Origin of the sequence: Sagittula marina, assembly GCF_014196795.1 — a bacterium.
Taxonomy (GTDB): domain Bacteria; phylum Pseudomonadota; class Alphaproteobacteria; order Rhodobacterales; family Rhodobacteraceae; genus Sagittula; species Sagittula marina.
Genome location: NZ_JACIEJ010000006.1, coordinates 188,630 through 214,333, shown reverse-complemented (window position 1 = coordinate 214,333; position 25,704 = coordinate 188,630). Strand labels below are relative to the sequence as shown.

Annotated in this window: 29 protein-coding genes; 13 read left to right on the top strand and 16 right to left on the bottom strand. The window is 61.8% G+C overall.

What is annotated here, in order from left to right; all coding sequences use genetic code 11:
- Positions 1-70 precede the first annotated feature (70 nt).
- Positions 71-769, bottom strand: coding sequence for a rhomboid family intramembrane serine protease (locus tag GGQ68_RS13535; RefSeq protein ID WP_183966844.1), 699 nt, complete (start codon positions 767-769; stop codon positions 71-73).
- A 78-nt stretch (positions 770-847) separates the two neighbouring features.
- Between GGQ68_RS13535 and trpS the strand changes: the two genes are divergently transcribed.
- Positions 848-1,876 (top strand): tryptophan--tRNA ligase, encoded by a 1,029-nt coding sequence (gene trpS, locus GGQ68_RS13530; protein ID WP_183966842.1) that lies wholly within the window; start codon positions 848-850, stop codon positions 1,874-1,876.
- A 168-nt stretch (positions 1,877-2,044) separates the two neighbouring features.
- Here trpS and GGQ68_RS13525 read toward each other — a convergent pair whose 3' ends face one another.
- The 4 genes from GGQ68_RS13525 to ruvC form a co-directional block, all read right to left on the bottom strand.
- Entirely contained in the window at positions 2,045-2,677 is a 633-nt protein-coding gene (locus GGQ68_RS13525) for a hypothetical protein (protein ID WP_183967024.1), read from the bottom strand.
- Positions 2,678-2,765: 88 nt separating this feature from the next.
- Positions 2,766-3,806 (bottom strand): Holliday junction branch migration DNA helicase RuvB, encoded by a 1,041-nt coding sequence (gene ruvB / locus GGQ68_RS13520; protein WP_183966840.1) that lies wholly within the window; start codon positions 3,804-3,806, stop codon positions 2,766-2,768.
- Positions 3,807-3,845: 39 nt separating this feature from the next.
- Positions 3,846-4,529: a Holliday junction branch migration protein RuvA gene (gene ruvA / locus GGQ68_RS13515; RefSeq protein WP_183966838.1), complete on the bottom strand. Its 684-nt coding sequence runs from the start codon at positions 4,527-4,529 to the stop codon at positions 3,846-3,848.
- Positions 4,526-5,017, bottom strand: a complete 492-nt coding sequence (gene ruvC, locus GGQ68_RS13510; protein ID WP_183966836.1) for a crossover junction endodeoxyribonuclease RuvC — start codon at positions 5,015-5,017, stop codon at positions 4,526-4,528. The genes ruvA and ruvC overlap by 4 nt, the downstream gene beginning before the upstream one ends.
- Positions 5,018-5,338: 321 nt before the next feature.
- On the opposite strand from ruvC, the gene GGQ68_RS13505 reads away from it, so the two are divergent.
- The gene (locus tag GGQ68_RS13505) at positions 5,339-5,575 is read left to right on the top strand and encodes a DUF1127 domain-containing protein (RefSeq protein WP_183966834.1); all 237 of its coding nucleotides are present in this window, start codon (positions 5,339-5,341) and stop codon (positions 5,573-5,575) included.
- A 105-nt stretch (positions 5,576-5,680) separates the two neighbouring features.
- Here GGQ68_RS13505 and GGQ68_RS13500 read toward each other — a convergent pair whose 3' ends face one another.
- The 3 genes from GGQ68_RS13500 to GGQ68_RS13490 all read right to left on the bottom strand — a co-directional run bounded on the left by GGQ68_RS13500 (position 5,681) and on the right by GGQ68_RS13490 (position 8,310).
- Positions 5,681-6,034 carry a hypothetical protein gene (locus GGQ68_RS13500; RefSeq protein ID WP_183966832.1) on the bottom strand — a complete coding sequence of 118 codons (354 nt, stop codon included), beginning with the start codon at positions 6,032-6,034 and terminating at the stop codon, positions 5,681-5,683.
- Positions 6,035-6,147: 113 nt separating this feature from the next.
- Complete coding sequence (locus GGQ68_RS13495; protein WP_183966830.1) at positions 6,148-7,014, bottom strand: 50S ribosomal protein L11 methyltransferase; 867 nt, start codon at positions 7,012-7,014, stop codon at positions 6,148-6,150.
- A gap of 66 nt (positions 7,015-7,080) precedes the next feature.
- Complete coding sequence (locus GGQ68_RS13490; RefSeq protein WP_183966828.1) at positions 7,081-8,310, bottom strand: MFS transporter; 1,230 nt, start codon at positions 8,308-8,310, stop codon at positions 7,081-7,083.
- Positions 8,311-8,494: 184 nt separating this feature from the next.
- Between GGQ68_RS13490 and GGQ68_RS13485 the strand changes: the two genes are divergently transcribed.
- Positions 8,495-9,556 (top strand): YeeE/YedE family protein, encoded by a 1,062-nt coding sequence (locus GGQ68_RS13485; protein ID WP_183966827.1) that lies wholly within the window; start codon positions 8,495-8,497, stop codon positions 9,554-9,556.
- 38 nt (positions 9,557-9,594) lie between these two features.
- Here GGQ68_RS13485 and GGQ68_RS13480 read toward each other — a convergent pair whose 3' ends face one another.
- The 3 genes from GGQ68_RS13480 to hemE form a co-directional block, all read right to left on the bottom strand.
- Entirely contained in the window at positions 9,595-10,356 is a 762-nt protein-coding gene (locus GGQ68_RS13480; protein WP_183966826.1) for an ABC transporter permease, read from the bottom strand.
- Positions 10,353-11,291, bottom strand: a complete 939-nt coding sequence (locus GGQ68_RS13475) for an ABC transporter ATP-binding protein (RefSeq protein WP_183966825.1) — start codon at positions 11,289-11,291, stop codon at positions 10,353-10,355. Before GGQ68_RS13475 ends, GGQ68_RS13480 begins: the two co-directional genes overlap by 4 nt.
- A 586-nt stretch (positions 11,292-11,877) precedes the next feature.
- Positions 11,878-12,903 (bottom strand): uroporphyrinogen decarboxylase, encoded by a 1,026-nt coding sequence (gene hemE, locus GGQ68_RS13470; RefSeq protein ID WP_183966824.1) that lies wholly within the window; start codon positions 12,901-12,903, stop codon positions 11,878-11,880.
- 87 nt (positions 12,904-12,990) lie between these two features.
- Here hemE and hemC point away from each other — a divergent pair, with 87 nt between their 5' ends.
- A complete protein-coding gene (gene hemC, locus GGQ68_RS13465; protein WP_183966823.1) occupies positions 12,991-13,944 on the top strand; it encodes a hydroxymethylbilane synthase in 954 nt (317 codons plus the stop codon).
- A 288-nt stretch (positions 13,945-14,232) separates the two neighbouring features.
- Here the strand turns inward: hemC and rpsU are convergent, their stop codons facing one another.
- A complete protein-coding gene (gene rpsU, locus GGQ68_RS13460) occupies positions 14,233-14,439 on the bottom strand; it encodes a 30S ribosomal protein S21 (protein ID WP_008207378.1) in 207 nt (68 codons plus the stop codon).
- Between the two features lie 113 nt (positions 14,440-14,552).
- Here rpsU and GGQ68_RS13455 point away from each other — a divergent pair, with 113 nt between their 5' ends.
- On the top strand, positions 14,553-15,236 hold the full coding sequence (locus tag GGQ68_RS13455) for a COQ9 family protein (protein WP_183966822.1): 684 nt from the start codon (positions 14,553-14,555) through the stop codon (positions 15,234-15,236).
- A gap of 66 nt (positions 15,237-15,302) precedes the next feature.
- A complete protein-coding gene (locus GGQ68_RS13450; RefSeq protein WP_183966814.1) occupies positions 15,303-16,280 on the top strand; it encodes an NAD(P)H-quinone oxidoreductase in 978 nt (325 codons plus the stop codon).
- A gap of 51 nt (positions 16,281-16,331) precedes the next feature.
- Here GGQ68_RS13450 and GGQ68_RS13445 read toward each other — a convergent pair whose 3' ends face one another.
- Together GGQ68_RS13445 and GGQ68_RS13440 are read right to left on the bottom strand one after the other, a co-directional pair.
- Positions 16,332-17,813 (bottom strand): D-alanyl-D-alanine carboxypeptidase family protein, encoded by a 1,482-nt coding sequence (locus tag GGQ68_RS13445; protein WP_183966812.1) that lies wholly within the window; start codon positions 17,811-17,813, stop codon positions 16,332-16,334.
- 315 nt (positions 17,814-18,128) lie between these two features.
- On the bottom strand, positions 18,129-18,830 hold the full coding sequence (locus GGQ68_RS13440) for an HAD family hydrolase (RefSeq protein ID WP_183966810.1): 702 nt from the start codon (positions 18,828-18,830) through the stop codon (positions 18,129-18,131).
- Positions 18,831-18,920: 90 nt separating this feature from the next.
- Here GGQ68_RS13440 and clpS point away from each other — a divergent pair, with 90 nt between their 5' ends.
- From clpS to hemF, 4 genes are all read left to right on the top strand, one after another.
- On the top strand, positions 18,921-19,271 hold the full coding sequence (gene clpS / locus GGQ68_RS13435; RefSeq protein ID WP_425502978.1) for an ATP-dependent Clp protease adapter ClpS: 351 nt from the start codon (positions 18,921-18,923) through the stop codon (positions 19,269-19,271).
- A 35-nt stretch (positions 19,272-19,306) separates the two neighbouring features.
- Complete coding sequence (locus GGQ68_RS13430; RefSeq protein ID WP_183966808.1) at positions 19,307-20,290, top strand: class I SAM-dependent methyltransferase; 984 nt, start codon at positions 19,307-19,309, stop codon at positions 20,288-20,290.
- Between the two features lie 40 nt (positions 20,291-20,330).
- Complete coding sequence (locus tag GGQ68_RS13425; protein WP_183966806.1) at positions 20,331-21,131, top strand: SDR family NAD(P)-dependent oxidoreductase; 801 nt, start codon at positions 20,331-20,333, stop codon at positions 21,129-21,131.
- Between the two features lie 163 nt (positions 21,132-21,294).
- A complete protein-coding gene (hemF, locus tag GGQ68_RS13420) occupies positions 21,295-22,185 on the top strand; it encodes an oxygen-dependent coproporphyrinogen oxidase (RefSeq protein WP_183966804.1) in 891 nt (296 codons plus the stop codon).
- A gap of 15 nt (positions 22,186-22,200) precedes the next feature.
- Here the strand turns inward: hemF and GGQ68_RS13415 are convergent, their stop codons facing one another.
- Entirely contained in the window at positions 22,201-22,746 is a 546-nt protein-coding gene (locus GGQ68_RS13415; RefSeq protein ID WP_183966802.1) for a pseudouridine synthase, read from the bottom strand.
- Positions 22,746-23,195 carry a nucleoside deaminase gene (locus GGQ68_RS13410; protein ID WP_183966800.1) on the bottom strand — a complete coding sequence of 150 codons (450 nt, stop codon included), beginning with the start codon at positions 23,193-23,195 and terminating at the stop codon, positions 22,746-22,748. The genes GGQ68_RS13415 and GGQ68_RS13410 overlap by 1 nt, the downstream gene beginning before the upstream one ends.
- Positions 23,196-23,270: 75 nt before the next feature.
- Here GGQ68_RS13410 and GGQ68_RS13405 point away from each other — a divergent pair, with 75 nt between their 5' ends.
- The 3 genes from GGQ68_RS13405 (at position 23,271) to GGQ68_RS13395 (ending at position 25,548) form a co-directional block, all read left to right on the top strand.
- Positions 23,271-24,392: a pseudouridine synthase gene (locus GGQ68_RS13405; protein WP_183966798.1), complete on the top strand. Its 1,122-nt coding sequence runs from the start codon at positions 23,271-23,273 to the stop codon at positions 24,390-24,392.
- A gap of 104 nt (positions 24,393-24,496) precedes the next feature.
- Positions 24,497-24,697, top strand: coding sequence for a hypothetical protein (locus tag GGQ68_RS13400; RefSeq protein ID WP_183966796.1), 201 nt, complete (start codon positions 24,497-24,499; stop codon positions 24,695-24,697).
- Between the two features lie 5 nt (positions 24,698-24,702).
- Positions 24,703-25,548 carry a hypothetical protein gene (locus GGQ68_RS13395; protein ID WP_183966794.1) on the top strand — a complete coding sequence of 282 codons (846 nt, stop codon included), beginning with the start codon at positions 24,703-24,705 and terminating at the stop codon, positions 25,546-25,548.
- Positions 25,549-25,704 lie beyond the last annotated feature (156 nt).

The window sequence follows — 25,704 nt, the reverse complement described above, 5'->3', positions numbered from 1 at the left end:
ATGCCCGCTTGCGAGCCACCAAGAGCGGCGCGTGCATATCATCGCGTCCGCCCGATACGCTGAACAGATGTTACCGCCGCAGTCGGTCCCGCAAACGCGTCAGCCCACCGGGCACCAGCACCACCGCCAACCCAAATCCGGCAACAAAGCCTGCCAGATCCGCGATCCACGTGTCATCACCGCCGAACAAAAAGCCGAACACCAACCGGATCCCCATCAGCATTCCGATCAACGCAAATGCGCGGATCTGGGGCGCGCCGCTCTGCCCCAGCTTAAGCCAGAGCAGGTAGGAAAACCCTCCGATGAGACCAAAGGCCGACGGATAGGCCCCCACCAGCCAGGGATCGTTGCTCAACAGGCCAAAGGCCAGGGCGCCGAAAATCGCGCTCACCACGTAGATCGTCACAAAAACGAACGGCCCCATGGCCTCCGCCACGACCTTTCCCATGGCCAGAACGAACACCATGGCAAATACGCCGTTGTAGAACGACCCGCTGAGAAAGGCGTAAGACACAAAACGGATCAGATGCTCCGGCGGCCATGTTCCATTGTCGACCATCCAATCGAATAGCCGCCCCGAAAAACCGAAGCGTTCGATATATTCCAAACGCAGTCCGACGGCATCCCGGCCGCCGATCAGCCCCATCTCGGACAGGGAAAACACCGCTTCGATGCCCAACAGCACCAGAAACAAGGCCACCACGACGGGGGGCACGGGATTTACGGGCGCCTCGTTGATCGGGCGGAATGGGTCGTTAGGGTCGCTCATGGGGGCCTCTTCCTTGACGGTCCTCTGCGCCCTCGGTAAGCCACCTGCGTTGACAATGCCACCACGGAGACACCCGATATGACCGAAGGTCAGACCAATGCCGCCTTCACCCCGCGCGTGTTCTCGGGCATCCAGCCTTCGGGCGGGCTGACCTTGGGCAATTACCTTGGCGCGCTGAAGCGTTTCGCCGACAGCCAGGACAGCGGCGTGCAGTCCGTGTTTTGCATGGTCGACATGCATGCGATCACCGTCTGGCAAGATCCGGCCAAGCTGCGCAACGCCACGCGTGAGCTCTGCGCGGGCTTTATCGCCTCCGGTGTCGATCCGGAAAAATCGATCCTGTTCAACCAAAGCGCCGTGTCCGGCCACGCCGAATTGGCATGGGTGTTCAACTGCGTCGCCCGCATGGGTTGGATGCAGCGCATGACCCAGTGGAAGGACAAGGCGGGCAAGAACCAGCAGAACGCCTCGCTGGGTCTGTTTGCCTATCCGGCGCTTATGGCGGCCGACATTCTGTTGTATCAGGCCACGCATGTGCCCGTGGGCGAGGATCAGAAGCAACACGTCGAACTGACCCGCGACATCGCGATCAAGTTCAACCACGACTACGGCGTCGACTTCTTTCCGGTCCCGGAACCCGTTATTGAAGGCACGGCGACGCGGGTCATGTCCCTGCGCGACGGGTCAAAGAAGATGTCGAAATCCGACCCGTCGGATATGTCGCGCATCAACCTGACCGATGACGCCGACACCATCGCTGGCAAAATCCGCAAGGCACGGACCGATCCCGACGCCCTGCCGTCCGAGCCAGAGGGGCTCGAAGGCCGCGCCGAGGCGCGCAACCTCGTGAACATCTACGCCGCCCTGAATGGTCAGACGCAGGCGGAGGTGTTGGCAGACGTGGGTGGCAAGCAGTTCTCCGAGTTCAAGCCGATGCTGGCCGATCTGGCCGTAACCAAACTGTCCCCGATCTCAGGAGAGATGGCACGCCTTACGGAAACACCGGACGAGATCGACGCAATCCTGCGCCGCGGCGCCGACCGCGCCCGCGAGATCGCCGACCCGGTCATAGCCAAGACACTCGAAATCGTTGGCATGGTTCGTTGAACCGAGCATGGGGCGCGCCGCAAAGGTTGCGCCCCTTTTACCTCCGGGCTGGCCATGCCGCTAAAGGCTCCAAACCACGCAGATGACCGCCTGGAAAGGCAACTGGCAAGTGCCGGTGAACCTGTCGCGTGAGGTCTTAACAAACACTCGCGTCGCGCACGGTCTGCCTCACGAGCGTGGGGCCTCCGCGTTAGCACGAGCAAAAACCCGCAGCGCGTGACTGTTATCCTGCGCCACCGGGGGCAAGATCGGATCATACGCTGCCTGCAGGACCGACGCGATTTCTGACCGCAGCACGATTGTCTCGCCAACACGTGCAAGCGGTGAGCGCTCTGCAAAAGCCGTATCAGACCAGACCAACATGCTCTGCACTGCCTGACCAAGGGCAAGCGCCTCTGCCGACATCTCGGCCAGCTCATCGTCTATGCGCAAGAAGACAAAACACGCCTTCACCGACCCATTGGTGTCGAACCGGAACGAGCGGTGCTGATGCGCACGCGCCTCCTCCAGACGGTCCACCAGGGCGGGCAACCCATCGACCAAACGGTCAAGATCCGGCACATCGCGCAACTCCGCCCAATCGCGGACGAAAAACATCATCAGATTGGTGCCAAGTTCAGGGTCGTGCTCGGTCATCTTGTGGCCCGTCAGGGCGCAGATGGCCTCGAACGCACCTTTGACCACGGAGAGTGTCTCATCCGCCACGCCGAACACGATCGGTGCCAAGGGTCGCCCCCAACGCGCACAGAAATACTGGCCGTCAGAGCGGGTGAACAAGGCTGTGATGTCCTCAGGCGTCAAAGCTGCGGTGTCTTCGTTCAAAATCTCGCCCTCGTCGATGCTGTGGGTCGGCTTGGTACACCGCGTGGCTGCGGCGCTCAACCCGGCTTCAGCCGTCAAACAGTGTGCCCTGCCCCGGCTCCTGCGTGCGTGGCGGGTTCAGACCCAGATGCTGCCACGCCGATTGCGTCAACATCCGGCCACGCGGCGTCCGCTGGATCAGGCCCTGTTGCAGCAGGTAAGGCTCCACCACCTCCTCCAGCGCATCACGGCTTTCGGACAGTGCCGCCGACAGCGTTTCAATGCCCACAGGCCCGCCAAGGTAACTCTCCGCGATCAGCGTCAGATAGCGCCTGTCCGCACCGTCCAGGCCCTTGGCGTCCACACCCAAGCGGGTCAAAGACGAATCCGCCAGCGCACGGCTGACCACACCGCCGCCCTCGACCACCGCAAAGTCGACGACCCGCCGCAGCAAACGCCCGGCGATCCGGGGCGTGCCACGGGCGCGCCGCGCGATTTCCAACGCGCCATCGCCCTCGATCTTGACGCCCAGCTTGCGCGCATTTCCGGCAACGATGGTCTCAAGCTCTTGGATCGTATAGAAATTCAACCGCGTCGGGATGCCAAAGCGGTCCCGCAAAGGCGTTGTCAGCAACCCCAGTCGCGTCGTCGCGCCCACCAACGTAAAAGGCTGCAATTCGATCCGCACAGTGCGCGCAGCGGGCCCTTCACCGATCACAAGGTCCAGCTCGAAATCCTCCATCGCGGGATACAGCACCTCCTCGACAGCGGCATTCATGCGGTGAATTTCGTCGATGAAGAGCACGTCGTTGCGTTCGAGGTTGGTCAGGATCGCGGCCAGATCACCGGCCTTGGCCAATACCGGGCCGGAGGTCATGCGAAAGCCGACCCCCAGTTCCCGCGCCATGATCTGCGCCAGCGTGGTCTTCCCCAAACCAGGCGGGCCATGGAACAGCGTGTGGTCCATCGCCTCGGCCCTTTGGCGCGCGGACGCGATAAAAACCCGCAGGTTTGACCGTGCCTCTGCCTGACCGATGAAGTCGTCCAGCATCTGAGGCCGCAGCGCACGGTCCAGCCCGCCTTGTTCGTCGTCCATCGGCTCGGGCCGCAAAGTTGGATCAGGCTCCATGAGCTTCCCTTGTCCGTCGGGTGAGTGTCACGCCCACCTCTATCCCTTTGGGGCCAGCAGCTTCAACGCCGCGCGGATCAAACCGGCAGTATCGGCCTCCGGCGCCTCACCCGCAGCCTGAGCCACCGCCCCTGCCGCTTCGCCCGGTGCATAGCCAAGGTTGCCCAGGGCGGACAGCGCCTCAGCCTGAGCAGAGGCCGACATCTGCACGGCTGTTGCTGCGGGGGATGGCACGGGATCGATCACATGATCCGCATCGGAGGCATCGACCTTGGCAGCACTGGCAGCGCCTGCCTCAATCCCCGCGCCCATGGCCATGACGGCCGGGGCCTTGTCCCTGAGTTCATTGACCACCCGTTGCGCGGTCTTGGGGCCTATGCCCTTGGCCGCCTTGATCGTATTCCAGTCACCCAGGGCAATGGCGCGCGACACCCCGTCCGCCCCCACTGCCGACAGAATCGCCAGCGATGCTTTCGCCCCGACGCCTTGCACGGACAGCAGCAGCCGGAACCATTCCTTTTCCACCAGCGAGGGGAAGCCAAAAAGCTGCAACAAATCTTCGCGCACCAACATGTCGGTGAACAGCGCTGCCGCCTCTCCTGCGCGGCCCAAGGAGGCCAGCACACGGTCGGTGCAATAGACGACATAGCCCACGCCGCGCACATCGATCAGCACATGATCGTCTCCCTTGTAGACGATCACTCCGGCAATCCGTCCAATCATGATGCTTTCACTTTCATTCGTTGAGTGCCCGACTGATGCGCGTGGCAAATGGCGATGGCCAGCGCATCCGCCGCATCCGGCCCCGCCAGCTTACACCCCGGAAGCTGCATCATGACCATATGCTGCACCTGCTTTTTGTCCGCATGGCCCACTCCGACCACAGTCTTTTTCACTTGGTTCGGGGCGTATTCCCCGACGGACAGGCCAAACTGAGCCGGCACCAACAGCGCGACGCCGCGAGCCTGCCCCAGTTTCAGCGTGCCAACCGCATCCTTGTTCACGAAAGTCTTTTCGATGGCCGCTTCTTCCGGTGCGTATTTCTGGAAAACCCGCGTCAACTGGCCGTGCAGCGACAGCAGCCGCAGCGCCAGATCGGTGCCTTCCGAATCGCAAACCCCGTTCGCCACATGCCGCAAGCGGCTGCCATCCACGTCAATCACGCCCCATCCGAGGTGTCGCAACCCCGGATCAATGCCCAAAACCCGCATACCTGCCCACTCTTGTTGTTTTGCGGTCACGGGTAGCACGAAACGCGAACAAACACCAAGGTTAATACAAGAGGGGCGAAAAGCGACACCCTACCGACTGCACGCGACACCTGGCCGGAACTGAGGTTTGAAATCGCCCATCGGCGGCTTGTAAACGACACCTCATCAAGCGGAATTTATCTAAACTTTACAGACAATTGATGCATTTTTAAGCTATGCAAAAAACGCATTCGTAATATGCAGAAATGGCGGCTTGCTCGAATGCCATGCACAAATTACGTGCGGTTTGTAAACATGCATCCCTCTTTTGAAAGCACGACAATGGCAACCTTCAACACCAACACTCCGTCCCACGCAGATTACCGCATCGGCACGTTCTTCAACTCCGCACTTGGCCTGTATGGCACGCTGAACGAAACCCGTGTTGCGCGCAAAGGCATGTTCGCACGCTGGAAAGATGCCCGCGCCACACGCAAGATCCTGTCCGCCCTGTCTGACCGCGAACTTGAAGACATCGGCCTGATGCGCAGTGATATCGATTCCGTCTCGCGTCGGTAATTCGATGTTCAATTCCACTGGCAAAAGGCCGCGCCTCGGATCAGAGACGCGGCCTTTTTTCATGTAAGCTCACCTTGGCGCGGCCCCGCAGACCAGCCCCAAATATCAGTGTCGGGAAACACCAAGAGAAATAAGGCTGGAAAGCTGCGCGGTGATTGGATCAATCTGCATGAACCACGCGCCTGCACGCTCATACGCGGTGCCCTGCGACAAGCTCGCAACATGGCCGTTGTACGCTTCCGCGCCCAGACCGGTCAGCAAAAGCACCTTGAACCCGACAAACAGAACCGCAGTCCAGAGGATGATTTTCAGCGAGACCCTGGAGGTCTTCTTGTCAGGCACCTGAACGAAGTTCCCGGTGCGTTTGTCCAACTTTGTGACATAGCCATGCGCCATCCGCGCATGATTGCGACGAACGGACTCTAGGCGACGGTGGTAACTGCTGAGAGCATCTTGCATGGCAGCCTCGTTAAAAAAACCGGCCCCCACCGATGAACACATTTCTACCCAAAGATTGCGGCGGAATTGCGGCATCTGCCCCTGATTTTACGCAAATTAGCCGTTAACCAGTCTTATTTACGCAGCAGCAGTGTCACCCAATCGCCGATCACACCGCGCCGGACTTCAGAAATGCCCTGCTCCGCATAGGCCGCGACCACGTCGTCTGCCTGACGAGTCAGGATGCCGGAGAGAATCATATAGCCGCCGTCGCTCACATGCGCCTTCATCGAGGGCGCCAGATCAATCAGCGGCTGCTTCAGGATATTGGCAAAGACCAGATCATACGGCGCGCGCGCATGCAGGGCGTCGTTTTCAAAACCAGCGGCTTCGACGCAGATCACCTTGTCGGTCAGGTTGTTGGCACGAACGTTGGCCTCGGCCACCTCGACGGCCACCTCGTCAATGTCTGATACAATCACCGGGTTCGGCCAGATGCGCGCAGCCCCCATGCCCAGAACTGCGGTGCCGCACCCGATATCCGCCACATTTTGACCGACGAACCCCTCGTTCGCCAGCGAATCCAATGCCTCAAGGCACCCCTGCGTGGTGCCGTGGTGTCCGGTACCAAAGGCCATGGCGGCCTCGATCAGCAGCGGTTCCGACCCTTCGGGGATCTTGTCTTCGTCATGGCTGCCATAAACAAAGAAGCGGCCCGCCACGACCGGCGTCAGCTCACGGCGCACTTTGTCCACCCAATCCGTGTCAGGCACCTCGGAGACGACGAAAGGCTTTGCGCCAAATGCAGCCGCCAGCAGCGCCAGCTCGACCTCGTTCGGGGTCTCGATAAAGTAGCCGCCCACTTCCCATGTGCCGGAATCATCCTCGATCTCGAAGACGCCAACCCCTGTGGGTTCCGGCTCCAGCTCTTCCATGGCCTCGCCCAGCGCCTCGGCGCGGTCTTTGTCGTTAAGCGTGGTAAAGGCGGTCCAAGTGGGCATCGGGGTCTCTCCGTAAGGCGTTGCGACGCGCATACACCAGCTTGGCGGCACACGCCAGAAGGCGCGTTACTCCGCAGGCGTCGGCAGCAGGGCCGAAAACCGCGTCTCGTTGCCGGGCTCCGGGTGGCGCGGGATCATCAGCGCCAACACCAGTGAGATCAGCGCAAACCCGGTCGCCATGCCAAAAACCGCTCCGGGCGACACAAGCCACAGATATCCTAGGCCCGCAGGCAGGAACACAGCCGCGATGTGGTTGATGGTAAAGGCAACCGCGGCGGTGGGGGCGATGTCACCGGGGTCAGCGATCTTCTGGAAATAGGTTTTCAGCGCCAAGGCCATGGCAAAGAACAGATGATCCACCACATATAGCGTCGCCGCCAGAGCCACCCCCCAGCCGAACCAGTAGATCCCGCCATACAGCGCGAACACCACGGCCAGGCCGACATATTCGAACACGAGCGTGTTACGCTCCCCGAATTTGAACACGGCCCGGCCAAAAACCGGTGCGATCACGATATTCGCCACGAGGTTTACCAGGTACAGCGCCGTGACTTCATGCACGTCAAAGCCGAAGCGTTCGACCATCATGAACCCGGCAAAGACAACAAAGATCTGCCGCCGCGCGCCCGCCATGAATTGCAGCGCATAATAGAGCCAGTACCGGCGGCGCAGGAGAAACTTTTTCACCTGCGGGTTGGGGCTTTCAAACTGCGGAAAAACGGCTGCGCAGTAACCCACGATGATCAGGGTCAGCCCGCCGGACGCCATGAACACCGTGTCATAGCTCAGGTCCAGCGTCTCCCACGTCAGAACGATCACCCCGTAGGACAGCAACGTCGCGGCAGAGCCCGCAGCGATCAGCCAGCCCAGCATCTGCGGCGCGCGGTCCTTGGTCAGCCATTGCAGCTGCAGGGACTGGTTCACCGTTTCGTAGTAGTGAAACCCGATCGACGACAAAAGCGTCACCATCAGCAGCCCGCCCATGGTGGGAAACCATGCGGTTACCGCTGTCGCCACGCCCAAAAGCGCCAGCGACACCAACGCCAGAACCTGCTCTCGCATCACCATGATGACCAGGATCACACCAATGGCGAGGAAGCCCGGGATCTCGCGCACCGTATGCAACCAGCCGATGTCGGACCCATCGAACTGCGCCACCTCGATGACAAAGTTGTTCAGCAGAGCCGACCACGTGGCAAAGCTCAGCGGCATGGCAATCGCCATGAGAAACAGCAGCGTGATCGGACGCCGCCAGATCGGCAGCGTATGGGCTTCGGCAATGGAGATCGGTTTCATGCCTATGCCCTTAGCGGCGCAAACGCGACTTGGCGAGAAAATTTACATGCGCGAGGCATCAAAGTTGTTGTCGATTCAGGAAAGGTCATAGATATGCACACATTCGCATCTGACTGATCTGAGTCAAATCACATCGCCACAACTTCTGGCACAAGCGCGCATACATCGCTTGAAAGGCCCAGCCATGGACATCGTACCCCTGCTTGATCGGATCGGAGAAAGCCCGACAGCCGCGCTTTTCGGCCTGATCACCGGGGTGATATTTGGTATCGCGGCACAGCGCTCGCGGTTTTGTCTGCGCGCCGCAACAGTGGAATTCGCGCGGGGCCACATGCAGGACAAGGTCGCGGTCTGGCTGCTGACCTTTTCGACCGCTGTGGTCTGGGTGCAAGGCGCACAGCTTTCGGGGATTCTCGACACGCGCGACGCCCGCATGATGGCTGTGCCGGGATCGTGGTCCGGCGCGGTGATCGGCGGTCTCCTTTTCGGCGCAGGCATGGTGCTGGCACGCGGCTGCTCCGGACGGCTCCTGGTGCTGGCGGCGACAGGCAACCTGAGGTCGCTGGTGTCCGGCCTGATTTTTGCAGTGACGGCTCAGATGGCGATGACCGGCTGGCTGGCCCCCTTGCGGGATCGGCTGGCCGCGCTCTGGATCACCTCGGGCGGGCGCAATATGGACCTGCTTTCAGCGCTGCATCTGCCGCGCGAGGCTGGCCTGGTCATCGGTCTGGTCATTGCCCTGATCGCTTTGGAACTGTCCCGTCGCAGTTACATTGGCGCGTCACGGCTGATCTTTGCGTCTGGCGTCGGGTTTGCCGCTGCCGTGGGCTACGCGCTGACCTATACGCTGGCGCAAAGCGCCTTTGACCCGGTGCAGATCGAAAGCCTGACCTTCACCGGTCCATCGGCCAACACATTGATGTTCGTTATTGATCGCAGCAGAAACCTGGACTTCGACATTGGGCTTGTGCCGGGCGTGGTCCTTGGCGCGTTCCTCTCGGCCTTCTGGGCCAAAGAACTGTCCGTGCAGGGGTTCGAAGGCCCCACCCCCATGCGCAACGCCATGATCGGGGCGGTATTGATGGGCTTCGGCGGAATGCTGGCGGGGGGCTGTGCCATCGGCGCGGGTGTCTCCGGCGGATCGATCTTCGCCGGAACCGCGTGGCTCGCCCTGCTCTGCATGTGGATTGGGGGGATGACCACCGACCGTTTGCTCGGCGGTCAAGGAACCCCGGCGCACATCTGACCCCTGCGCCGGGCCTGTGTTTCTCCCTGCGCCCCGAATTAGCTGCGGATGCGCCAACCGGTTCTGAAGATCCACCAGATGATACCAAGGCACAGGCAAAAGAACCCTGCAATCGCCAGCAGCGACACGCCCACCGGCACATCAGCCATACCAAAGAACGCCCAGCGGAACCCGGAGATCAGGTAAAGCACCGGGTTGAACATGGTGATCGTCTGCCAGACCGGCGGCAGCATGGAGACAGAGTAAAAAGAGCCCCCAAGAAACACCAACGGCGTCACCACCAGCAGCGGCACCAGCTGCAACTGCTCAAAGTTCTTTGCCCAGATCCCGATGATGAACCCGAAGAGCGCAAAACTGAGACAGGTCAGCACCAAAAACAGCAGCATCGCCAGCGGATGCTGGATCGTCAGGTCCACGAACAACGACGCGGTCCCAAGGATCACAACCCCGATGAACAAGGCCTTGGTCGCCGCCGCGCCAACGTAGCCCATGACGATTTCCAAAAAGTTCACCGGCGCGGACAGGAGTTCGTAAATAGTGCCGACGAATTTCGGAAAATAGATCCCGAAGGCCCCGTTCGACAGCGATTGCGTCATGACCGACAGCATGATCAGCCCCGGCACGATGAAGGCGCCGTAGTCCACACCCTCCACCGTGTCGATGCGTGACCCGATCGCCGCGCCAAACACCACGAAATACAGGGAGGTGGAGATCACCGGAGAGATGAAGCTCTGAAAAAGGGTGCGAAAGAACCTTGTCATTTCAAAGCGATAAATCGCTGCAACTGCGCGCCAGTTCATGCCGCGTCCTCCTCTTCCTGCTCGGCCACAAGACCGACAAAGATATCTTCGAGCGAGTTCTGCGCCGTAGATACATCGCGCACCTTCAGCCCGGCGCTGGCAACCGCGGCCATCAGTCGGCCAATGCCCGTGCGTTCCGCCCCGCTGTGATACGTGTAGACCAGCCGCTGCCGATCTTCGGTCAGTGTCAGATCAAATTCCTCCAAGCTGGGCGGCACGGCATCCAACGGATCGGACAGGTCGATGCGCAGCTCTTTCTGGCCAAGACGCGCCATCAGCGCATCCTTTTCTTCCACCAGCAAAATCTGGCCACGGTTGATGACGCCAACGCGGTCGGCGATGGCCTCGGCTTCCTCGATGTAGTGTGTGGTCAGGATGATGGTGACACCCTGGCGCTTCAGCTCGGCCACCACCTCCCACATGTCGCGGCGCAGCTCCACATCGACACCGGCGGTCGGCTCGTCGAGGAACAGCACACGCGGCTCATGCGCCAGCGCCTTGGCGATCAGCACCCGGCGTTTCATGCCGCCGGACAGCTCCTTGACCGCTGAATCGCGTTTGTCCCACAGCGACAGCTTGCGCAGCACGTCCTCGATCAGAGCGTCATTGCGCGCCTTGCCAAACAAACCGCGGGTAAAGCGCACCGTGTTGATGACTTTCTCAAATGGTTCGAGGTTGATTTCCTGTGGCACCAGTCCAATCAGATCGCGCGCCGCACGGTAGTCGGTCACCACATCATGCCCGCCGACACGAATTGTGCCCTCGGTGGGCAGGGTGATTCCGCAAACGGCCGAAATCAGCGTCGTCTTCCCCGCTCCGTTCGGGCCAAGAAGCGCGAGAATCTCGCCTTCCTTGATCATCAGATCCACGCCGCGAAGCGCCTCGAACCCGCCCTCGTAGCGTTTTTTCACGCCTGAAATCTCGACCATCGTCATGCAAAATGCCTTTCGTTTGCGCAAACGGAACCTAGACTGACAGGGTCAGAATGCAATTGTGCAATAACGCATAGGCCATCTTCATGACGCTTTCAGATGCGTTCAGCACGCGCGGATCATGCATTGGCCAAGGCCTGACTTACAGACTGCCTCCCCTGCCCTTGGCATCTGTTTGGGGGTGGCTGCGATCACGGTCAACGACATGCCAAGCAAATGACTGTCCGCGGGTGACGGACGCTTTGGCGACGGGCCCGAAAATCAAAGCCTCGGCTTCCCGCTGCGCGCGTAGCCACTGGCCCAGGGACGCCGATTGGCCAATCTTCATCTCTTTGGGTATCATCACTGGGCTGAATGGCGAAGGCCTGAGCGCCGCCTACCGCCGTGCCGACGCCGCAATCACAACTGCGCCCTTCGGAAACATCGGATTGCCGCTGGCTGACCTTTGGCGAATGGCCCGGCCTCACGACGTGGCGCGGCTGCCCGTTGATATCGCCTCTGGCCTGTTCGTGCATCTACGAGAACACCGCCGGGACGCCGCAGTCGAGGGGAGCGCAGATGACCAACCGGCATCTGCGCCCCACTGATCTTATCCGCGCACTGCGTCGATCATGATCTGCACGTTTTCCGGATCAGCGTCCGGTGTGATTCCGTGACCAAGGTTGAATATGTGAGGCCCCTTGGACAGCGCCTCGACCACGTGCTTGGTCTCGTCGATCAATGCCTGGCCGCCGGTCACCAGATGCGTGTTCTTCAGGTTGCCCTGCACGCATCCGCCCGGCTGCACGTTCTCGGCAATCCACTCAGGCGAGACCGAATCGTCCACTGCCACACAGTCAACACCCGTCGCCTTGTGGAACCCGATGTATTTGTCGCCCGCCTGACGCGGAAAGCCGATGACCGGCAGGTCCGGGAAACGTGACTTCAGCTCTGACGTGATCAACCGCGCCGGTTCCAGCGCGTATTTGTCGAAATCTTCGCCTTTGAGCGACCCAGCCCAGCTGTCGAAGATCTTCACCACTTCAGCGCCGGCCTCGACCTGTTTGGTCAGGTAGTCGATGGTACCTTCGGTCAGCCGGTCAATCAGCGCCTCGAACAAGGGACGGTTTTCGGCCTTCAGCGCGTGCGCCGGGCCTTGGTCCTTGGTGCCCTGCCCCGCGATCATGTAAGTCGCCACGGTCCAGGGCGCACCGGCAAAGCCGATCAGCGTCACATCCTCGGGCAATTCACGGCGCAGGATTTTCACCGTCTCGTAGATCGGGTTGAGCGTGTCGTGGATCATCTCCCCACGGCCCAGCTTGTCGAAATCCGCCTGCGTCGTGACTGTGGACAGGCGCGGCCCCTCACCGGTGACGAACCACAAATCCGCGCCCAGCGCCTGCGGCAGCAGCAGGATGTCAGCAAACAGGATTGCCGCGTCAAACCCATAGCGGCGCAGCGGCTGCAGCGTCACCTCGGCGGCCAGTTCAGGATTGTAGCACAGCGACAGGAAATCCCCGGCCTCGGCGCGCGTGGCCTTGTACTCCGGCAGGTAACGACCCGCTTGGCGCATCATCCAGATCGGTGGCGTTTCAAGCGTTTCGCCCGCAAGTGCGCGCAGAATGGTCTTTGTCATCGGGGCCTCCCTCAAGTCTCTGCTTCGCACTTAGGGCAATACTGTCATGGTTGCCAGCCGACAGTCTGCCGAATAAAGCTTTCACCCATGACACAGATGCCATCTCCCTCCGCTCCACTGAAAATCGGCACCCGTGGGTCGCCGTTGGCCCTCGCGCAAGCTCATGAAACGCGCGAGCGTCTGATGACAGCTTTCGATCTGCCTCAGGAGGCGTTCGAGATCGTGATCATAAAGACGACCGGGGACGACCGCTCGATGATTGCCAATGACATTCCGCTGAAGGAAATCGGCAACAAGGGTCTGTTCACCAAGGAGATCGAAGAAGCGCTTCTGGCTGGCGGCATCGACATCGCGGTGCATTCCATGAAGGACATGCCGACCGTGCAGCCCGAGGGCCTGATGCTCGACTGTTACCTGCCACGCGAGGACACCCGCGACGCGTTTATCTGCTCCCATGCGGACACCATCCACGATCTGCCCCAAAGCGCGGTCGTCGGCACCTCCTCGCTGCGCCGTCGCGCGCAACTGCTGAACCGCCGTCCCGATCTTGAGGTCGTGGAATTTCGCGGCAACCTGCAAACCCGGCTGAAAAAGCTTGAGGACGGCGTGGCCTTTGCCACATTTCTCGCCTGCGCGGGCTTGAAACGGATGAAGATCCCCGGCGTGCCCATGACCCCAATCGACACCGACGACATGCTGCCGGCACTGGCGCAGGGTGCCATCGGTATCGAACGCCGCGTCGGAGACGCGCTGACCGAGCGCCTGTTGGCGCCGCTGCATCACCACGACACCGGCCTGCGGCTGGCGGCGGAGCGGTCCTTTCTGAAAACGCTGGATGGCTCTTGCGAGACGCCCATCGCCGGGCTTGCGGAACTGGACGGCGACCAACTGCGCCTGCGGGGCGAGATACTGAAAACCGACGGCTCCCTGTCCTACGCGGGCGAAATCAGCGGCTCTATCAAGGACGGCGCTGCGCTGGGGGAGAGCCTGGCAAAGGAGCTGCTCGCCAAGGCCGGGCCGGATTTCTTCGACCACCTCTGAGCCAGCCCATGTTCTTTTCCAGCCGAGGCGTCGTTTCCTCTCGGTAGGAATCGCAAGCGTGTCCACGGATAGAAATGTGGCGTGGTGCGGATGCGAACTGCACGTCGAACGCGCCGCGCCCGACCGACGTGCACACGCAGCGGACACCGGACGCTATCAACCATTCGGGCAAGCGCGACCCTTACCGCTGCCGACCAGACGCGCGGGCCTCCCCTTAAAACACGACAAACCCCCGAAGACGGCTGTCCCGGGGGTCGTCAACTCTTGTAGGTTCGGAAGCTACAGCTCTCAGAGCATACCTTCGCGCTGGGCCTTCTTACGCGCCAGCTTGCGGGCACGACGAATCGCTTCGGCCTTTTCACGGGCTTTCTTCTCGGACGGCTTCTCGAAATGTTGCTTGAGCTTCATTTCGCGGAACACGCCTTCGCGCTGCAGCTTTTTCTTCAGAGCGCGGAGCGCCTGATCGACATTGTTGTCACGAACACTGACCTGCATGTGGTTTTCACCACCTTTCTAGGTTTGAGTTTCAGTTAGTGCAGGAGGTGGCCCTATAGCAAGCACCGCACTATTTGTCTACCCTGTGGTCAACGCCAAGGAAGGAACACCTGATGCCCGATACCGCAGACCGCCTGCTGGACGCCGCCATGATGCACGTCGCCTTTGACGGGTGGTCAGAAACCACCTTTCGCGCCGCCGTCAAGGATGCAGACGTCAACATGACCGTGGCGCGTGCGCTGTTTCCCCGTGGTGCCGTGGACCTCGCCGTCGCCTATCACAGACGCGGCGATGCCGAGATGCTGAAACGCCTGGAGGCGGCGGATTTGTCGGAAATGCGCTTCCGCGACAAGGTTATCTTTGCCGTCCGCACCCGGATCGAAGCGGCAGAGGACCGCGAGGCCGTGCGTCGCGGCACCACGCTGTTTTCGCTTCCCGTCTACGCAGCTGACGGGGCCAAGCTAATCTGGGGCACGGCGGATGCGATCTGGACCGCGCTGGGCGACACCTCGGAGGATTTCAACTGGTACACAAAGCGCGCAACCCTCTCCGCTGTGTACTCGTCTACGGTGCTGTACTGGCTGGGCGATGATTCGCTGGAAAATGAAGCAACCTGGGCCTTTCTCGATCGCCGCATCGAGGACGTGATGCGCATTGAAAAGGCAAAGGCGGGCGTTCGTGACAACAAGCTGCTGAGCGCCCTGTTCGCCGGGCCGTCACGCATTCTGGGCCGGGTAAGGCCACCGGCCTCTGCGCGTCGCGACGACCTGCCGGGCGGCTGGACGCCCGGTGCCTGATCTGGCGGGGCTTTCCCTTCGGGCCTGCGCGCCCTAGCTTTCTCCCGAAATGACAGGGAGGCAGCGATGACTGACATGCGCGCAATCGAAATCACCGAGGCTGGCGGGCCAGAGGTTCTCAAACTCTGCACCCGGCCGGTGCCTGAACCCCAGGCCGGGCAGGTGATCCTCAAGGTCGCCTACGCCGGGGTCAATCGCCCCGACGCCCTGCAACGGGCCGGCAGCTACGCGCCGCCAAAGGGCGCGTCTGATCTGCCGGGGCTGGAGGCCTCTGGCGAGGTCACGGCGGTGGGGGCTGGCGTCGACTGGCCAAAGGTCGGTGACATGGTCTGCGCCCTTCTGCCCGGCGGCGGCTATGCAGAGTACGTGGCCACGCCGGCCGCGCATTGTCTGCCAATCCCGGAAGGCATGGGCCTGAAGGAGGCCGCGTGCCTGCCCGAAACCTTCTACACCGTCTGGTCGAACGTCTTCATGCGTGGCGGCTTGCAAGCGGGCGAACGGTTTCTCGTGCACGGCGGCTCCTCCGGCATCGGCACCACGGCCATCCAGCTGGCGACGCATTTCGGCGCGCGGGTCTTTGCCACGGCGGGATCGGCGGACAAATGCAAGGCCTGCACCGACCTGGGCGCCGAGCGCGCGATCAATTACCGCGAGGAAGATTTTGGTGAGGTGCTGAATGCCGAGGGCGGTGCCGATCTGATCCTCGACATGGTGGGCGGCGACTACATCCCCCGCAACGTCAAATGCATGGCGACCGACGGGCGCATGGTGCACATCGCCTTTCTGCAAGGGCCCAAGGCGGAGCTGAACTTTGCACTGGTCATGGCCAAACGGCTGACGATCACCGGCTCCACGCTGCGCCCGCAAAGCGACGCCGCAAAGGCAGAGATCGCCGCGCAGCTCCGCGATAAGGTCTGGCCGCTGCTCGACGCAGGCAAGGTCGCCCCCGTGATGGATTCGGAATTTCCGCTTGAGGAGGCCGCGGCGGCCCATGCCCGGATGGAAGGCTCCACCCACATTGGCAAGATCGTCCTGAAGGTCTGAGCTTCTGTGACGTATTGGCAGGTCGGGCGCGTCCCGACCTGCCTGAAGGTTTTAGCTTGGGCCGACCATAAAGCAGTTGATCTGGCGTGCTTGCAGGCGCTTGCAGGCCAGTTCCGCACTGTCGCGTGTCAGCCCCATGAAGTTCGCGTCGAACCCACGGTTGCCCTGCACCACCTTGCGCAGCGATCCATCCAATGTGGCGGTTTCGGCCAAAGCGGTCTTCAAAAGCACCTTTTCGGCGGCGAAACGGCTGGGATAACGGCCAATGTTGATGCCCCAATGACGGCTGTCATTGGTGGACAGGCGCGTGACCACTTCGGCTTCGCGCCCCTGGGTCGGCTTATCCAAGGTCACGACGCGGGCGGGAATCACCCCCGCCGGGCGGGCCGCTGGCTTTGCAGAAGCTTTCGGTGCCACGACAGCCGTGGCAAGCGACGCAGTCTGAACCGGCGCTGCGGGGGGCGCGCTGGCAACAGGGACGGTAGACGCCGCTGCGGTTTCCTGCACATCGCGCAACACGTTTTCGATCTCGTTTTCCAGTTCGGCCACCAGCGGCGCGACTTCACCCACCGGAACACCCGGTACGGCGACAGCGCGGCGGGCGGCGGGGCGCAGGCTGCGATTGACGGCGGCACTCGCCACGCGGATCGATTTGGCCCCGGTGCCCGGCACTGCCGCGGCCGTGTTCGCCACAACGATCCCCGACGGCCCTGCCCCTTTGCCCAGATAGGGCGGCTTCGTCGGACGATGCAGCGCCACGCGGCTTGGCGATTGCTGGAACCCGAGGTCCAGCAGTTCCGCGACCTTTGCATTGCGCGACGCCGTGGAGCGCCCGCCAAATACCGTGGCGATGATACGCTCGCCGCCGCGCTCCGCCGACGCCACCAGGTTGAACCCGGCCGCATTGGTGTAACCGGTCTTGATACCGTCGGCACCTTTGTAGCTTTGCAGCAGGCGACGGTTGGTGTGCGACACTTTGCGGACGCCCGCATCCGCGGTCACGCGGCTGAACAGGTTATAATATTGGGGGTAGTCATAGATCATGTGCCGCCCCAGCTCCGACATGTCGCGCGCCGTGGACAGATGCCCCTCTTCGGTCAAGCCGTGCGCATTCCGGAACGTTGTGCGGGACATGCCCATCGCTTTTGCGGTGCGGGTCATACGGCGGGCAAAGGCGGCCTCGGACCCTTCGATCGCTTCGCCGATGGCCGTCGCTGCATCATTGGCCGACTTCACGGCGGCGGCCCGCACCAGATAGCGCAGCGCGATGGTCTGACCGGACCGCAAACCCAACTTCGACGGCGGCTCTGCCGCGGCGTTGCGCGAAATGGTCACCAGGGTATCCATCGACAACTCGCCGTTCTGCACCGCCTCGAAGGCGATATAGAGTGTCATCATCTTGGTAAGGGATGCCGGATGGAGCCGTGTATCGGCGTTGCGCGCGTGCAGCACCTTGCCGGTGCGCGCATCCATCACCAATGCCGCATAAGGTGCGGCGGTTGCCTGAAGTGGCAGGAGAAGAACCAGCCACATGAACGTAAATATCCAGAGACCATACTGGCCCCACTGCCTGCGACGTGCCGTCACGAGTCCCGCCTTTCTGCCTCTTACCCCCGATATTTCGGTGGGTGATCTTCTTGCCCAACACCATTCTGCGAGTGCCGTGGTTAAAATAGACTTAACACGATAAGTGATTCCCGGAAAGACCGTAGGCTGTTGATTTCCATGGTGTTTTGCAGTCACGTCACGTCCACATCTAGGGCAAAGGGCGTTCCCACCCCCTACCAGTGGGATTGTGTTTCAATTGTGGCGAATTGTGGCGACTTTATGGCGGCCCGATCAGCCGCGTCACCCGATCTCCGCAACCAAGCCCGACAGCTCTGACAGGTCGCTGATCTCACGGAACCGTGATGACCCCTCGGACACGTCCGCATGCTCCAAGGCCCAGGCAAGATCATGCGGCACATGCACGCCCCAGCTGCCCGCCTCCAGCGCCGGCACAACATCGGATTTCATCGAATTGCCGACCATCATCGCGCCGTCCACACCGCCGGGCCGCCCTCCAAAAATCCGTTGGTACACCTCTGGCTGCTTGTCGGACACAATTTCGATGCCGTTGAACAGCTCCCCCAGCCCGGATTGCGCCAGCTTGCGCTCCTGGTGCAGCAAATCCCCCTTGGTGATAAGAACGATGTGATGCGTTTCAGCCACAGCCTCCACGGCGGCGCGGGCGTGCGGCAGCAGTTCCAGCGGGTGATGTAACATCTCCCGCCCGGCCTCCATCAGCTCACCGATCACGGCACCCGGGACGCGATTGTCCGTCACCTCCAGCGCGGTTTCGATCATCGACAGCACGAACCCCTTCACGCCAAAGCCATAGTGGCCGATGTTGCGCCGCTCCGCCGCCACCAGACGCTCCGAAAGATGGTCACGATCGGCATGATCCTTCAGCAGGTCCGCGAATCTGTCCTGCGTCAGCTTGAAGAAACGCTCGTTGTGCCACAGCGTATCGTCCGCATCGAAACCAATTGTTAAGAGATTCTGCGCCATTTACACCTCATACTCCGTGAACCCCTTTTCGCCACGGCTCGTCCCGCTATATAATGAGGCCTATTCCGGAAACGCAAAGCAAGACCGCTCATGATGCAATCCACCTTGACTTGGACAATGGCAGGAAACGCGCCCGACGATGGCGAAGGCGACGCAGGTGTCGTCGTCGACACCAAGCCGCGGACCAAAAAACCGCCGCTGTATAAGGTGCTCCTGCTCAATGATGATTACACGCCGATGGAATTCGTCGTTCACGTGCTGGAACGGTTTTTTGGCATGACGCACGCACAAGCGTTCGAAATCATGCTGACCGTACACAAAAAGGGCGTCGCAGTTGTGGGCGTTTTCAGCCACGAAATCGCGGAAACCAAGGTCGGACAGGTGATGGACTTCGCCCGCAGGCACCAGCACCCCTTGCAGTGCACCATGGAAAAGGAATAGGGCCGGGGTTTTCATAACCACTGGGGCCTAACGCCATGAGTTCCGAACGCATCCTTCATGCCATCGAACAGGGTGGCCTTGTCCTTCCAGACGGTCCTGTTGCGCTGTTCGGCGCCCCCGCGGATGCGCCGCTGGACGGACTGGACCCGACGCAGATCACCGTGATCCAACCCGATGCGGTCGCGTTTGAAGCCTGGAAGAACCGCGGCATTGCGGTTCAGACCGCGCCGGACGGCGACTATGCCGCCGCCATCGTCACCCTGCCCCGCGCCCGCGATCTGGCAGAGGCACGCATCGCACAGGCCGCCGCCCATGCTCCGCTGCTGGTGATCGACGGCGCCAAGACCGACGGCATCGAATCCATTATGAAAGCCGTGAAACAGCGCGCCTCCCTGGATGGGCAGGTGTCGAAGGCGCATGGCAAATGCCTCTGGCTGAAACCAGGCGACGCGCTGTCCGACTGGGCCCGCCCGGCCATGACACAAAACGCCCATGGCGATTGGGTTGCGCCCGGCGTGTTCTCCGCCGATGCGCCGGACCCGGCCTCCGTCGCACTGGCCGCCGCACTGCCCGAAACGTTCAAAGGCAACATGGCGGATCTCGGCGCGGGCTGGGGCTGGCTGTCGCGCGAGGTGCTGCGCCACGAAGGTGTCAAATCCCTGCATCTGGTGGAAGCGGATCACGCCGCGCTCGACTGCGCCCGTAAGAATGTCACCGATCCCCGTGCCGCATTCCATTGGGCCGATGCCACCAGCTGGACGCCTCCGGCAAAGCTGGATGTGGTGGTGATGAACCCTCCGTTCCATGTGGGCCGCAAGGCAGACCCCGCGTTGGGGCGTGCCTTTATCGCCTCCGCCGCCGGAATGCTGGCCCCGCACGGCCACCTCTGGATGGTGGCCAACCGGCACCTTCCTTACGAAAACGCGCTTGGCGAGAACTTCAAGGAAGTTTCCGAAGTCGGCGGCGACAATCGTTTCAAACTGCTGCATGCCTCGCGGCCGTCTCGCCCTCGTCGGTGAGCCGCGCTAGGGTGCCCCTTAAACCATCAGGGAATCGTTCATGAGCTTCTCTATCGAAGGCAAGACCGCCATCGTCACAGGTGCCGCAACCGGGGTGGGTCTCGCCATCGCGCGGCACTTCGCTGAAAAAGGTGCGAATGTCATGCTCGCCGACATGGACGAGGAAAAGCTCTGCAAAGAGTGTGACAAGGTCGATGAAGACGGCAACATCAAGTACTTCGCGGGCGACCTGCGCGAACGGCTGACCATGGCCAACCTGCTTTCGGCAACGCTGGATTCCTATGACCGGGTCGACATTCTGATCAACGGGTCGCGGCAGGTGTTGCCGTCCGATCCGCTGGATCCGGAAGATGACACTCTGGACACAATGCTCAGTCAGAACCTGTCGAACGCCTACAGGCTATCTCAGATGGTCGCCAAACGTATGATCAAACAAGCCGAAGGGCAGACCGAAGGGCAGGTCGGAGCCATCGTCAACCTGTCTTCCATCGCCGCCCGCCGCACGCACCCGAATTTGCTGGCCTACTCGGTAAGCTGTGCGGCCATGGATCAGATGACGCGCTCCTTTGCGGTGGCCTTGGCGCCGGAACGCATTCGCGTGAATGCGGTGGCATTTGGATCGGTGATGTCCACCAGCCTGAAGCAAGTCCTGAAGGAAAACAAAGAGCTGCGTTCGCTGATCGAGGCACACACGCCGCTGGGCCGCATTGCCGCAGCGAAGGAGCTGGCGGAAACCGTACAGTTCCTGGCCTCCGACGGCTCTGGCTTCATGACCGGACAGGTGATGACCGTCGACGGGGGCCGCTCGCTCCTGGATCCGGTGGCCGCTCCTATTCATTGACGTCGCCTCGCGGCGACGAGGCAACCCGATGTGGGCTTTGCCTCGAAACCCGCAGAGTCTTTTTCAAACCAATGAAGACAGCCGCGCAGCATCGACGACACATTGCCCCTGTCCGGTGACGCCACTAGGCTGCGCGCCGAAACGGGACGGAGGAGCCTCAGCCATGAGCGACATGATGGACACCGAAAAGCAACGCGCCAGCGATTGGTTCCGCGCGCTGCGTGATCAGATCGTCGAGGCCTTCGAGGCGTTGGAAGACAGCCACGACACAGGCCCGTTTTCCGAAGATGCACCCGGTCGGTTCGAGGTCACGCAGACAAAGCGTCATGCAGACGATGGGTCCGACGCCGGCGGCGGCTTGATGAGCGTGATGCGCGGCGGGCGCGTGTTCGAGAAGGTTGGCGTCAACGTGTCCACCGTCTACGGCACGCTTGGAACGCCTGCGCAGAAGGCAATGGCCGCGCGGGGGGTGCCGGGGATCGAAGCGGACCCACGGTTCTGGGCCTCGGGCATTTCTCTCGTGGCGCATATGCAGAACCCGCAATGTCCGGCGGTGCACATGAACACGCGCATGTTCTGGACGCCCGGCGCATGGTGGTTTGGCGGCGGTTCCGACCTGAACCCTTGCATTGAGTACGACGACGACACTGCGCATTTCCATGCCACGCAGAAGACCCACCTCGATCCGCATGGCGAGGACCTTTATCCGGAATTGAAGGCATGGGCGGACGAATACTTCTACATCCCCCATCGCAAGCGCGCGCGTGGCGTCGGCGGCATCTTCATGGACGACCGCAATACGGGCGACTGGGAGGCGGATTTCGCCCTGACACAGGACATTGGCCGCGCTTTCCTGCCCGCCTACCTGCCATTGGTGGAAAAGCGCCGTGTGCAGCCCTGTGACGACGCCGACAAGGATGTGCAGCTGATCCACCGCGGGCTTTATGCCGAGTACAATCTTGTCTACGACCGAGGCACGAAATTCGGCCTCGCCACAGGGCATGACGCAAATGCGGTTCTCATGAGCCTGCCGCCCCTGGCGAAATGGGTCTGAGCCGGGGTATGACCTTCAGCCCTCGCGCCACGCGCCGGGGGCCAGTCCTTCAACCGCCCAATCCCCCACAGACCAGCGCACCAACCGCAGGCAAGGCAGGCCCACATGGGCCGTCATGCGCCGCACCTGGCGGTTCTTGCCCTCGCGGATCGTCAGGGAGATCCACGAATCGGCCACAGTCTTGCGGTATCGCACCGGCGGATCACGCTCCCATAGGTCGGGCTGGTCGATCTGCTCGCAGGTGGCGGGCAGCGTTTTGCCATCCTTGAGTGTCACGCCGTCGCGCAACGCCTGCAACTGCGCGGCATCTGGCGTGCCTTCGACCTGCACAAGATAGGTCTTAGGCTGTTTGAACTTGGGCGAGGCGATGCGCGCCTGAAGCCTGCCGTCATCTGTCAGCACCAAAAGCCCTTCTGAATCGCGGTCCAATCGGCCAGCGGGGTAGACGCCGGGCACCTTGACCACGTCGCTCAAGGTCGGGCGCGCAGATCCTTCGGTGCTCTTGTCGGTAAATTGCGACAACATCCCGAAAGGTTTGTTCAGCAAAATCACACGCGCCATCACCGTCGCTCCTTGAAAAAATCACGCAACAGCGCGGCTGCGGGCTCCGCCGATATGCCGTCATAAACCTCGGGCACATGATGGCACTGCGGCTGGGAAAACACCCGCGCGCCGCGTTCGACGCCCCCCGATTTCGGGTCCGACGCGCCATAATACACCCGCCCGATCCGCGCAAAGGAGATCGCCGCCGCGCACATGGGGCACGGCTCCAGCGTGACATACAGATCATGCCCGGGCAGGCGATCCGACCCGAGGGCGGCACAAGCCGCGCGCAGGACCAGCACCTCCGCATGTGCGGTGGGGTCGCACAGCTCCCGCGTGCGGTTGCCATCGCGCGCCACGACGTCCCCTGATGGCGACACAACCACCGCACCCACCGGCACTTCGCCACGTGCACCGGCCTCGCGCGCCATGCTCAGCGCCTCATCCATATAAGACCGAAAGCTCATTGCGCCTTGTACCTTGCGCGTCGCAGGTGGGAAAGCCGCTTCCCCCCGCCCCCCTTCGCGCGCTATGGGATCAAAATGGATAACAAGACCCCTCCCGGAGACCGAATCGCTAAGGTCATCGCCCGCGCCGGCCGCGCCAGCCGCCGCGAAGCCGAACGCATGATCGAAGAAGGCCGCGTCACCGTGAACGGTGAAACCGTGACTTCGCCCGCGTTGAATGTCACCGACACCGACCGGATCACAGTGGATGACACCCCACTGGAAGCCGCCGACGAGGCGCGCCTGTGGATGTATCACAAGCCCACCGGCCTCGTGACGACCACCAAGGACGAGCAGGGCCGCAGGACGATCTTTGACGATCTGCCGGAGGATCTGCCGCGCGTCATGTCCGTGGGTCGGCTTGACCTGAATTCCGAAGGGTTGCTTTTGCTGACCAATGACGGCGGGGTGAAGCGCAAGCTGGAACTGCCGTCGACCGGCTGGCTGCGGCGCTATCGCGTGCGCGTCAATGGGCGCCCGACCGATGCGGATCTGCAGCCACTGCGCGAGGGGATCACCGTGGATGGGCAGTCTTTTCAGCCGATGATCGTGTCTCTCGACCGCCAGCAAGGTGCCAACGCTTGGCTCACCGTCGGCCTGCGCGAGGGCAAGAACCGCGAGATTCGCCGCGCCATGCTGGACATTGGCCTGAACGTGAACCGCCTGATCCGTGTCTCCTATGGACCATTCCAGTTGGGCCAGCTGAAGGAAGGCGAAGTTCAGGAAATCCGCCGCAAGATCCTGCGCGATCAGCTCGGCATGCCCGACACGCCGGAACCCGAGGCGCCAAGCAAACCTCGTGTGACGCGCAATCGCAAGCCACGTCCGGACGCCCCCGTCGCACAAGAGGCCCGCAGCACCAAGCCTGCCGGTCGCCGTGGTCCGCCGGTGCGCCGTGGCGTAGTGCGCGACGACAGCCTCCCGGAAAACGCGCGCGGCGCGTCCGGCAAACCTTATGGCAAAGGCGCAGGCAAGCCCGGCGATCGTCCGACGGGGGCAGGCAAGAGCTTTGGCAAACCCGGTGATCGACCTGCCGGCGCCGGCAAGTCGTTCGGAAAACCCAACAAGCCGGGCGGAAAGCCTTTCAACAAGGGGCCAAAACCCGGTGGCAAGGGGCCCTCTCGCGGGGCGGGCAAAGGGCGCTCATCGGGTAACTGATATTCATAAATTTTTTGTGGAGCGTTAACCCTCCATTTACGAATTCAAGGTTTTTCCCGCTGACCGCCGCGTTTTCGCCCGGTTTGGTCCGCAGGTTAAGCCTCATGATGACCACGACACTCGCCCTTCTTATCCTTTTCGGATCCGCACTGATGGTGCTGGCAAATCTCCGTTCTGTTGTTCAGGACACCTACGAGATGCTGCGAGTCAGCACGAAGCGCTTCCTCGACAAGGGAGAGCTGACACGACGCACGGCCTTCGCCTTGCTGTGGCTTTTGATCTTTACGCTGAGCTTCTGGGGGTGACTGTCATGCCACGCGCACTGCTGCACAACCGAAACATGGAAACGCCCCCATCCGAGGCGGAAATCGACTCCGGCCTGAACATCCTGCTCATCGCCGCCCTTCCATTGATAGCTTGGTTCTTCGAGGGAACATTTTCCGATGTGGCGACGGCCTTTATGCAACTGTGGCTGCTGTGCGTTGCCATTCGCCTGATCGCCACAGGCCAACGCCGACATTATGCCTACACCAACACCCCCGGCGCGCGCGCGCCGCGCATTCCGCGCAAAATCCTTGGCGAAGTGCTCCTGGGCCTGCTGGTCACGCTTCTGGCAGGGCACCACTTTGACAGCATTCTTGTGCCGTTGATAATCGGCGGGATGGCCGTCGGCCTCGGCAATGCCGCCTTCGGAACCGACCCGCTCCGCGACAAGGTTCCCCTCGCAACCGCCTCCCCTGACACGGGCCTGCAAGCGCAGATCGCAACGGAGCGCACGGAACACGCGCTGACGCAGATCGCTGACCGCATTGCCATGCTCGAAGACGCGGAACTGACCCGCCGGACAGAGGCCGCGCGCCACCTGGTCATGCGCCTGTTGCGCAGCTTCACCCGTGACCCGGAATCTGTGCTGAGGCTGCAGCGCCCGATGGATAAATTCATCAGCCTGTTGGACGCGGAATCGAACCGGCTGTGCATGGGAAATGCGCGGGAAAGCTCGGCTTTTGCCCGCCGTCGCTACATTGCAAAACTTGAGGTCATGACTGAGAGTTTTGAAACCAGCGCCCGCAAGATCCGCGTGCGCGGCGACAAGGACGCCTTCGAGGTTGAGGCTGACATCCTCCTTAACCGGATGCCCAGCAACACCGCCGCGTGATCGCACAGGACACCCCTGCCCCGACACGCGGCAATGAATCCAGAATTCGTGCGAGCGACGCAGTCCTCAAACGGTTGCCCCTAGCAAGTGCAGCATTTAGCCCCTAAGTTTCACGCATAGAGTGAAACGCCAAGGGGCACGCATGTCCGGAAAAGC

Excerpts from the sequence above, each read along its gene's own strand:
- GGQ68_RS13535 (WP_183966844.1), bottom strand. The coding sequence starts at position 769 with ATGAGCGACCCTAACGACCCATTCCGCCCGATCAACGAGGCGCCCGTA.
- trpS (WP_183966842.1), top strand. The coding sequence starts at position 848 with ATGACCGAAGGTCAGACCAATGCCGCCTTCACCCCGCGCGTGTTCTCG.
- ruvB (WP_183966840.1), bottom strand. The coding sequence starts at position 3,806 with ATGGAGCCTGATCCAACTTTGCGGCCCGAGCCGATGGACGACGAACAA.
- ruvA (WP_183966838.1), bottom strand. The coding sequence starts at position 4,529 with ATGATTGGACGGATTGCCGGAGTGATCGTCTACAAGGGAGACGATCAT.
- ruvC (WP_183966836.1), bottom strand. The coding sequence starts at position 5,017 with ATGCGGGTTTTGGGCATTGATCCGGGGTTGCGACACCTCGGATGGGGC.
- GGQ68_RS13505 (WP_183966834.1), top strand. The coding sequence starts at position 5,339 with ATGGCAACCTTCAACACCAACACTCCGTCCCACGCAGATTACCGCATC.
- GGQ68_RS13500 (WP_183966832.1), bottom strand. The coding sequence starts at position 6,034 with ATGCAAGATGCTCTCAGCAGTTACCACCGTCGCCTAGAGTCCGTTCGT.
- GGQ68_RS13495 (WP_183966830.1), bottom strand. The coding sequence starts at position 7,014 with ATGCCCACTTGGACCGCCTTTACCACGCTTAACGACAAAGACCGCGCC.
- GGQ68_RS13490 (WP_183966828.1), bottom strand. The coding sequence starts at position 8,310 with ATGAAACCGATCTCCATTGCCGAAGCCCATACGCTGCCGATCTGGCGG.
- GGQ68_RS13485 (WP_183966827.1), top strand. The coding sequence starts at position 8,495 with ATGGACATCGTACCCCTGCTTGATCGGATCGGAGAAAGCCCGACAGCC.
- GGQ68_RS13480 (WP_183966826.1), bottom strand. The coding sequence starts at position 10,356 with ATGAACTGGCGCGCAGTTGCAGCGATTTATCGCTTTGAAATGACAAGG.
- GGQ68_RS13475 (WP_183966825.1), bottom strand. The coding sequence starts at position 11,291 with ATGACGATGGTCGAGATTTCAGGCGTGAAAAAACGCTACGAGGGCGGG.
- hemE (WP_183966824.1), bottom strand. The coding sequence starts at position 12,903 with ATGACAAAGACCATTCTGCGCGCACTTGCGGGCGAAACGCTTGAAACG.
- hemC (WP_183966823.1), top strand. The coding sequence starts at position 12,991 with ATGACACAGATGCCATCTCCCTCCGCTCCACTGAAAATCGGCACCCGT.
- rpsU (WP_008207378.1), bottom strand. The coding sequence starts at position 14,439 with ATGCAGGTCAGTGTTCGTGACAACAATGTCGATCAGGCGCTCCGCGCT.
- GGQ68_RS13455 (WP_183966822.1), top strand. The coding sequence starts at position 14,553 with ATGCCCGATACCGCAGACCGCCTGCTGGACGCCGCCATGATGCACGTC.
- GGQ68_RS13450 (WP_183966814.1), top strand. The coding sequence starts at position 15,303 with ATGACTGACATGCGCGCAATCGAAATCACCGAGGCTGGCGGGCCAGAG.
- GGQ68_RS13445 (WP_183966812.1), bottom strand. The coding sequence starts at position 17,813 with ATGTGGCTGGTTCTTCTCCTGCCACTTCAGGCAACCGCCGCACCTTAT.
- GGQ68_RS13440 (WP_183966810.1), bottom strand. The coding sequence starts at position 18,830 with ATGGCGCAGAATCTCTTAACAATTGGTTTCGATGCGGACGATACGCTG.
- clpS (WP_425502978.1), top strand. The coding sequence starts at position 18,921 with ATGATGCAATCCACCTTGACTTGGACAATGGCAGGAAACGCGCCCGAC.
- GGQ68_RS13430 (WP_183966808.1), top strand. The coding sequence starts at position 19,307 with ATGAGTTCCGAACGCATCCTTCATGCCATCGAACAGGGTGGCCTTGTC.
- GGQ68_RS13425 (WP_183966806.1), top strand. The coding sequence starts at position 20,331 with ATGAGCTTCTCTATCGAAGGCAAGACCGCCATCGTCACAGGTGCCGCA.
- hemF (WP_183966804.1), top strand. The coding sequence starts at position 21,295 with ATGAGCGACATGATGGACACCGAAAAGCAACGCGCCAGCGATTGGTTC.
- GGQ68_RS13415 (WP_183966802.1), bottom strand. The coding sequence starts at position 22,746 with ATGGCGCGTGTGATTTTGCTGAACAAACCTTTCGGGATGTTGTCGCAA.
- GGQ68_RS13410 (WP_183966800.1), bottom strand. The coding sequence starts at position 23,195 with ATGAGCTTTCGGTCTTATATGGATGAGGCGCTGAGCATGGCGCGCGAG.
- GGQ68_RS13405 (WP_183966798.1), top strand. The coding sequence starts at position 23,271 with ATGGATAACAAGACCCCTCCCGGAGACCGAATCGCTAAGGTCATCGCC.
- GGQ68_RS13400 (WP_183966796.1), top strand. The coding sequence starts at position 24,497 with ATGATGACCACGACACTCGCCCTTCTTATCCTTTTCGGATCCGCACTG.
- GGQ68_RS13395 (WP_183966794.1), top strand. The coding sequence starts at position 24,703 with ATGCCACGCGCACTGCTGCACAACCGAAACATGGAAACGCCCCCATCC.